Source organism: Kitasatospora sp. NPDC002543 (assembly GCF_053594915.1).
This window is the reverse complement of record NZ_JBSFWR010000095.1, coordinates 25,284-33,005: the sequence shown is the minus strand read 5'-3', so window position 1 is coordinate 33,005 and position 7,722 is coordinate 25,284. Positions and strand designations below refer to the sequence as shown.

The following is a 7,722-nucleotide window of genomic DNA, read 5'->3' as shown; positions in this document are numbered from 1 at the left end:
ATAAAACAAACAGCCACACAAAAGACGGTTTTTTCTTTTTTTGTGGGTTTCTTTGGGGGTGGACACCCGCCGGGGGCGGCCGGCCCCCGGGGGGGGGGGGCGCCCCCCCCCTCGCCCGGCAGGGCCCTGCCGGGCGCCGTCCCGTCAGACGGTCAGCGTCTGGCCCGGGTAGATCAGGTCCGGGTCGTCGCCGATGGTGCGCAGGTTCTTCCGGTACAGGCTGTCCGTGTCGGTGCCGAACTTGGCCGCGATGTCGCTCAGGGTGTCGCCGCTCCGGACGGTGTAGTCACCCGGGGCGGTGTTCTTCGGCGCGGCCGGCGCGGACTGCGCGGGCTTGGCGGAGGGCCGCCCCTGGGGCGCCTGCTGCGCGGCGGCGGGCTTGGCGGCGGGCGCGGCAGCGGGCTTGGCCGCGGGCTTCGCCGCCTTCGGGGCGGGCTTGGCGGGCTTGGCGGGCTTGTCCGCCGTGCTGCCCGAGGTGTCGACGGCGGCCGGGGCGCCGCCCTTGCCCAGGCCGGCCTTCCGCGAGCAGACGGGCCAGGCGCCCGGGCCCTGCGACGCGAGGACCTTCTCCGCGACGGCGATCTGCTGCTCCCTGCTCGCCTTGCTGGCCTGGGGGGCGTACGCGGTGCCGCCGTACGCGGCCCAGGTCGACGGGGAGAACTGCAGTCCGCCGTGGAACCCGTTGCCGGTGCTGGTGCTCCAGTTCCCGCCGCTCTCGCACTGGGCGACGGCGTCCCAGGTCGAGGTGGTCGCGGCGGAGGCCGAGGTGGCCGTGACGAGGCCGGCCACCGGCAGGGCCGCGACGGCGGCGCCCGCGACGACCGCCATCCGCACGCGGCGGCGCTTGGTGCCGGTGGTTCCGGCGGTGTCGGCGGTGTTGTCGGTGGCTGCGGCGGTCTCGTGACGGGGATTCATACAGTTCCTCTCGACAAGTCCCGGGTGGGCATGCGGAACCAGGCCCGGGACATGGGCCGGCAGTCTTTTCGCTCACCTCACTCGACGGCGGCCGGACACGTGTCGGACGTGCCGTGCCGCCCCGGTCACCTCCGCACGCCGTCGGCCTGTTCGAGCCGGCATCGTCGGCGGGCACCGCCCTCGCGCCGCGGGTCAGTCGGCGGGCACCGCCCTCGCGCCGCGGGTCAGTCGGCGGGCAGTGCGTCGGGGTGAACCCGGGTGGCGCTCGTTGCGCCGCCAATGAAGCTAGGGGGCATCACCCGGACGCAGCAAGCAATTCTTGGACGTCGCAGGTCAGTTGACCGTTACCGGCGGTATCGATCAAGAAACCATGCCCGATTTGAAAGGATTTGACCGAATTTTCAAGATCAAACGGTCAAATTCCGTGCCCTCACTCACACCTGTCCACCCAAGAAAGCCGGCACACCGTCGACGCTGAGGAATCGTCAGCTGACGTACCGTCACCTTCGAACCCGGAGTTCCCGGTTCCGCGCGCCCGCCGAGTGGCATCCGTCACACCCGACACGCACAGCGACCGCAAAGGCACGCTCAGCAACGGTCGTCGAGCTCCGCATCCCGCGCCAACAGCGCCGCCTGGACCCGGTTCTCACAGCCCAGCTTGGCCAGGATCCGGCTCACGTACGTCTTCACCGTCGCCTCGCTCATGTGGATCCGCGCCCCCGCGTCGGCGTTGGACAGACCCTCTCCGAGCAGGGCCAACACCTCCAGCTCGCGCGGGGTGAGCACCTCCAGCCGGCGCCGCGCCGCCACCGCGCGGGCGGCCAGCGAGGCGCTGCGGCCGGAGGCCAGCGAGTCGACGATGTGCCGGGTGGCGGCCGGCGAGAGGAAGGCGTTGCCACCCGCCGCCGCCCGGACGGCCTGGATCAGCTCGTTCGGCGCGGTGTCCTTGAGCAGGAACCCGGCTCCGCCCTCGGTCACGGCGCGCAGGACGTTCTCGCGCTCCCCGAAGGTGGTGAGGATCAGTGCCCGCGCGCCGGGGGCGGCCTTCGCCAGTTCCCCGAGCGCCGTCAGACCGTCCATCACCGGCATCTGGATGTCCAACAGCACCACGTCCACCCGGTGCGCCCGCGCGAGCTCCAGCGCCTCCCGGCCGTCGGCGGCCTCCGCGACCACCTCGATGTCGTCGGCGGAGCCGAGGATCATCCTGATCCCGGCCCGGATCAGCGGCTCGTCGTCGGCGACGAGGACTCGGATCACGCTGGTCATTCCCCTCGAACGGTGCTTCGGCTGCGGCACCATCCTCACATCCCGGAGCGAACGCTCCGAACCGCCCCGATCCGGACCACCCCGCTCCGAAACCGGCCCGGCCCGCCCCACCGGAGCACCCGCCGGCGCACGGGCGCACTCAGCCCCGGGCCACGTACTCCTGTTTCTCCACCAACGCCCCGTCCCGGAAGCAGAATCGCGCCACGTGGTCCTCGTTCCAGCCGGCCCCGGGCGCACCGCTCAGGACGTACCAGCGGCAGTGCGCGCCCTCCGGCACCTCCGGCCCCGTCCCCTTGTACGTGTCGGTGATGAAGTCACTCCCGCGCGGAAGCGTCTGCAGCACCTCGGACTCCGCGGTGCCCACCCGGATCTGGTCGTACATCGGCTTCTGCAGGGTCGCGTCGTTGGTGCTCTGCACGAAGGCGACCACGCCCCAGACCAGCAGCCCGAGCACGATCACCACGATCGCGACCACCCCGACGGCGCAGCCCATCGCCGGGCTGCGCCGCCCGCGCTTCGGCTCCTCGACGGGCGGCAGACCGTCCACCACCCAGTCCTCCGCGCCGTCCGCCGCCGCGTCCTGCTCCGCCCCCTCGTACGGCAGCACCGCCGCCAGCCGGAAGCCCTGCTCCGGCGTGGGCCCGGCGTGCACCATGCCGCCGGTCAACCGGGCGCGCTCCCGCAGGCCGGTCAGCCCCTGTCCGCCGCTGACGGCCGCGCCCGCGACGGCGCGTGCCCCCACGAGCTCCGGTGCGCGGGCGTTGGTCACCTCCACCACCAGCGCGTCCGGCTCGTACCGCAGCGCGACGCCGATCGGCGCGCCGGGAGCGTGCTTGTGCGCGTTGGTGAGCGCCTCCTGCACGATCCGGTACGCCGCGTGGTCGACCGCGGCCGACAGCGGACGCCGCTCGCCCTCCAGGACGAGGTCGACCTGCGCCCCGGCCGCCCGGGAGGACTCCACCAGCCCCTCGACGCCGTCCACCCCGCCCCGGGCCGGCGTCCCCGCGGCGGTGACCGGTCCGGTGGCGGGCGGCACCGCCGTCGACTCGTCGTGCAGCACCCCGACCACCTCGCGCAGTTCCCGCATCGCCGCGACCGCCGCCTGGCGCAGCACCCCGACCGCCTCGCGCTGCCGGTCGGTCAGCGTCCGGTCCACCTCCAGCGCACCCGAGTGCACCGAGATCAGCGCCAGCTGGTGGCCCAGGCTGTCGTGCATGTCCTGGGCGATCCGGTGCCGCTCGCGCAGCCGCGCCTGGTGCACCACCATGACCCGCTCGCGCAGCAGCTGCTCGTTGCGTTCGCGCAGCGCGTCCAGCAGGGCGCGGCGCTGCGCCCGGTAGCGGCCGTAGAGCGCCGGAAGCACGGCGAGCACCAGGAAGAGGCCCAGCGACAGCGGCAGGACCAGCTTCGGCGAGAACGTGATGGCGTCCTTCACCACGCCCGACGCGGTGAACAGCACCCAGCCCACCACGAAGGCGGCGACCATCGACCAGACCCGGCGGATCCGCGCACCGGCCGTCCAGCCCGCGCAGACCAGCATCGCCATCGGCCCGGGCCCGCAGCCGGACAGGGCCGCGGTGACGACCAGCACACCGGCCGGCAGGCCCTTGCGCAGCACCCACAGCACCGCGACGGCGATCCCGAACAGCACCGGCGCAACGCCGTCGGACACCAGCTCCACCAACGTGGTGAACCCGCCCATCAGCAGGGCGGCCACCGCCTCGCCCACCACCCGCCGGGGCCGCCAGGGCCCCGGCAGTGCCGTCCGTACCGCCGTCTTCCAGGCCCGCGCGATCGCTTCCACACATCGAGGCTATCGGTCCGGGCGGACGGCCCGCCGTCCTCCTTCGTCTCCGCCCCCGCCGACGAAAGTCGCCTGGTCAGCCGCTCCGGGGCCGCCCGCCCCGCCCGGGCAGAGCTCAGCCGAAGGCCGTGAGCAGCAGCGCCACGTCGTCCACCCGGCGGGTCGAGCCGACCTCGCGCAGCAGCCGCTCGGCCGCCTGCTCCAGCCCCTCCCCCGCCGCGGCCCGGGCCAGCGCGGCCCGCAGCCGGTCCACGCCCTGGTCGATCGCCGCCGCCGGGTCCTCCACCAGCCCGTCCGTGTAGAGGGCGAGCAGCGCGCCGCTGCCCAGCCGCAGCTCGCTGACCGGGTAGTCGGCCCGGTCGACCACTCCGAGCAGCGGCCCGCCCGGGACGTACAGCGCCTCGGCCCGCCCGCCCGGGTGGCGCAGCACCGGCGGCAGGTGGCCGGCCCGGGCGATCCGGGCGAGCCCGGCGGCCGGCGTCAGCCGGACCAGGCAGCAGCTGGCGAGCAGCCCGGGGTCGAGGTCGAGCAGCAGCCGGTTGGTGCGGGCGAGCACCGCGTCGGGCGGGTCGCCGCCGGTGGCGAAGGCGCGCACGGCACTGCGCAGCTGCCCCATCGCGGCGGCCGCGCCGACACTGTGCCCCTCGACGTCGCCGATCACCAGGGTGACGTCCCCGTCGGTGACGATCGCGTCGTACCAGTCGCCGCCGATCTCCATGCCCTGGGTGCCGGGCAGGTAGCGGGCGGTGATCCGGATGCCGGGCACCTCGGGCAGCCGGTGCGGCAGCAGCGCCTGCTGCAGGCCGCGGGCCAGCGCGAACTCGGCGTCGTACAACCGGGCGCGCTCCAGCGCCTGGGCGATGAAGCCGCCGAGCGCGGTGAGCAGGCCGCGTTCCTCCACGGTGAACGGGCGCGGTCCCTCGAAGCCGATGATGCAGCTGCCGACCGGCCGGCCGGAGGCGATCAGCGGCAGGAAGGCCCAGGCGCCCATCTCGTCCAGGGCCAGGCCGGGATAGGTGGCGGCGAGTTCGCGCACCGACTCGAAGAAGATCGGGGTGCCGGTCCTGAGCGTCTCCGAGCCGGGCACCCGGGTGTCGATCGACAGGCCCTCGAAGGCGTCCAGGAAGCCGTCCGGGTAGCCGGTCTCCAGGAGCAAGTGGAGGTGCTGCTCGCGCACCGCGTAGATGGCGAGCTCCTGGCCGCCGAAGGCCGGCAGGATCTCCTCGGCCACCGCCCGGCAGACGTCCCGCACGGTGACCGCCTCGGTGAGCGCGCTCGCCAGCTGGAGCAGGTGGTGGGTGCCGCCCACGGTGCCGCCGGCCCGGGTGCGGACGGAGGGCGGCGGGGCGGCGGGCGGTTCGGCGGCACCCTCCGGCGCCTCGGCCGCGACCACCCGGCCGGTCACGCCGTGTGCGTCCGGGTAGAGCGAGAAGGCGAGCCAGCCGTCCGGCGGCCGGGCGGCCAGGAAGGTGGTGGGCCGCTGGGAGAGCAGGGCGGCGCGGTAGCGGTTCTCGTAGAAGGGGTCGGCGAGCCAGGGCAGCGCGTCCCAGGGGTGGCGGCCGAGCAGGTCCTCGCGGCGGGCCCCGAGCAGCGGCTCGGCGGCGCGGTTGGCGTAGCCGATCCGGCCGTCCGGGTCGAGCGAGAACACGCCCTCGTGCAGCCGTTCGACGGCGGCCGTGGCCGCGGTCAGGGCCCGGACGTCCAGCACCGCGCCGACCAGGTGGGTCCGGTCGGCGGTGATCCCCACCGGCACCCGGGCCCACAGCTCCACCGGGTACGGCAGGCCGTCCGCCCCGAGCACCCGGACCCGGGCGGCGAGCACCTCGCCGCGCTCCAGCGCGATGCGGGCGGCGGCCCGGAACTCCGGCAGGTCGCCGGGGGCGACCCGGCGGTTCAGCGCGGCCACCGTGCCGTCGAACTCGCCCGGCCCGAAGCCGAAGATCTCCCGGAACCGCTCGTCGGCGGCGAGCGCCCCGGTGGCCACGTCCCAGTCGAACAGCCCGACCCGGGCGGGCACCGCCGACGGCGGCGGCAGCTCCACCACGGCCACCTCGCCGCCGGGCTCCACCGACTGCCCCGGCTCGGCCAGGCCGGCCAGCTCCTCGCCGAGCCGGGCGGCCGCCTCGGCCAGCCGCCCGACTCCCGCGGGCGGCACCCCGTCGTCCGAGGCGGGCCACAGACCGCTCAGCACCCCGAACCGCTCCCCGCCGTGCGCCACCGGCACGCAGGCGGAGGCGAAGTCGTACGGCAGGCCGACCGCGAGCTGCGGGAAGCGCCGCATGGTGTCCTCGGTGCCGGTCAGGGTGATCACGTGCCCGGTCCGGAAGCAGACCGCGACCGGCAGCGGCCCCGTGGCGGCCACCCGTCGGAACGGGTTCAGCACCGCCGGCGGCACCCCCGCGATCGTGCGCAGCACCAGCGAACGGTGGTCCCGCGAGCGCAGGTGGACCAGTGCGCCGTACGCCCCGGCCGTCCCCAGCACCCGGCGCACCGCCCCGGCGGACAGCTCGTCCCGCCGGTGGTCCGCCCGCCGGGCCGTCTCCCGGACGGACCGCGGTGCCGCCCGGCCCGCCTCCGCGCCGGCACCGGGCTCCCGCGGCCGGGCCGGACCGGGCCGCGCCCCGGGGGCCCCACCGGTCGCGTGCGGATGGCGCATGCTCTTTTGCTACGCCCGGCCCGGGGCGGTGTCAAGGCGAGCCCGCCCCGGCCCCGGGCCGCCCCACCACCCGGTGTGCCCCGCGACCCGGTGTGCCCCACCGCCCGGTGTACCGCAGCATGGACGGCATGCCGAGCGAATCCCGCCGCACCACCGTGGTCAACCTCAAGGGCCACCGCGACGACCCCGGGTTCCGGGACGTCGTCTACGTCGGCCGCGCCATGCACCGCGGCGGCTGGCACCTCGCCGAGTCCCCGCTGCACTGCCCGTACCACCCGGGCCCCGACCTCACCCGCGAGGAGATGGTCGTCAAGTACCGCGAGCACCTGCTCTCCCACCCCGACCTGCTGGCCCTCGTCCCGCCCCTGCGCGGCCGGCGCCTCGGCTGCTGGTGCGCCCCGCTCCCCTGCCACGCCGACGTCCTCGCCGACCTGGCGGACCACCCGCCGAGGAAGCACTGAGCCCGGCCCCTCACAGCCCGGAGAGGTCCACCTCCACCGGGTAGGGCGCCACGGCCTTGACCGGCCCGGTGAACAGCTCCCCCGCCCGGTACGTGGCCGCGGCCGCGTCCAGCACGTAGGTGTGGACGACCGGCACCCGGCCGGCGGCCTGCTCGACCCGCCAGTAGAAGGGGACGCCCGCCCTGGCGTACTGGTCGAGCTTGACCACCCGGTCGGTGGTCTCCGAGCCCGGTGAGACGACCTCGACCAGCAGCAGGACGTGCTCCGGTCTGGTCGGCGACTCGTCGATCGTGTCCGCGCGGTAAACCACCACGTCCGGCCGACGGTTGTTCAGCGGCACGTCCTGCAGTCTCACGTCGAAGTCGGTGTCGGCGTTCCACTCGACGCCCCCCCGCCTCGTCCAGGGCGTTCGCCAGGATCCGGACGAGCCGGTTGTGCCGCCTGGAAGCGCTCGGGGACACGACCACCATCCCGTCGACGATCTCGATGCCCGCACACTGCTCGTCGGTCCAGGAGTCGTACTGCTCACTGGTGATCTGCCGGTGCATCCACTCGGGTGCGATCGGCTCGGCTGTCACGGCGTACCTCCCCCGGGCCGTTGGGCGGGTCTCGTGCTGTGG

5 protein-coding genes and 1 pseudogene are annotated in these 7,722 nt (G+C 74.8%); 1 reads left to right on the top strand and 5 read right to left on the bottom strand.

The window, feature by feature from the left end; all coding sequences use genetic code 11:
- Positions 1 to 144 precede the first annotated feature (144 nt).
- The 4 genes from ACWD4P_RS30150 to ACWD4P_RS30135 all read right to left on the bottom strand — a co-directional run bounded on the left by ACWD4P_RS30150 (position 145) and on the right by ACWD4P_RS30135 (position 6,641).
- On the bottom strand, positions 145 to 915 hold the full coding sequence (locus tag ACWD4P_RS30150) for a transglycosylase family protein (protein ID WP_359825023.1): 771 nt from the start codon (positions 913 to 915) through the stop codon (positions 145 to 147).
- A gap of 588 nt (positions 916 to 1,503) precedes the next feature.
- On the bottom strand, positions 1,504 to 2,172 hold the full coding sequence (locus tag ACWD4P_RS30145) for a response regulator transcription factor (protein WP_359825049.1): 669 nt from the start codon (positions 2,170 to 2,172) through the stop codon (positions 1,504 to 1,506).
- A 148-nt stretch (positions 2,173 to 2,320) separates the two neighbouring features.
- Entirely contained in the window at positions 2,321 to 3,985 is a 1,665-nt protein-coding gene (locus tag ACWD4P_RS30140; protein ID WP_449781816.1) for a sensor histidine kinase, read from the bottom strand.
- A gap of 115 nt (positions 3,986 to 4,100) precedes the next feature.
- Complete coding sequence (locus tag ACWD4P_RS30135) at positions 4,101 to 6,641, bottom strand: SpoIIE family protein phosphatase (RefSeq protein ID WP_449781815.1); 2,541 nt, start codon at positions 6,639 to 6,641, stop codon at positions 4,101 to 4,103.
- Between the two features lie 128 nt (positions 6,642 to 6,769).
- On the opposite strand from ACWD4P_RS30135, the gene ACWD4P_RS30130 reads away from it, so the two are divergent.
- Positions 6,770 to 7,102, top strand: coding sequence for a DUF4326 domain-containing protein (locus tag ACWD4P_RS30130; RefSeq protein WP_359825016.1), 333 nt, complete (start codon positions 6,770 to 6,772; stop codon positions 7,100 to 7,102).
- 10 nt (positions 7,103 to 7,112) lie between these two features.
- On the opposite strand, the pseudogene ACWD4P_RS30125 reads toward ACWD4P_RS30130, so the two are convergent.
- Positions 7,113 to 7,680 (bottom strand): annotated as a pseudogene (locus ACWD4P_RS30125) (Uma2 family endonuclease).
- Between the last annotated feature and the right edge of the window lie 42 nt (positions 7,681 to 7,722).

Excerpts from the sequence above, each read along its gene's own strand:
- ACWD4P_RS30135 (WP_449781815.1), bottom strand. The coding sequence starts at position 6,641 with ATGCGCCATCCGCACGCGACCGGTGGGGCCCCCGGGGCGCGGCCCGGT.
- ACWD4P_RS30150 (WP_359825023.1), bottom strand. The coding sequence starts at position 915 with ATGAATCCCCGTCACGAGACCGCCGCAGCCACCGACAACACCGCCGAC.
- ACWD4P_RS30130 (WP_359825016.1), top strand. The coding sequence starts at position 6,770 with ATGCCGAGCGAATCCCGCCGCACCACCGTGGTCAACCTCAAGGGCCAC.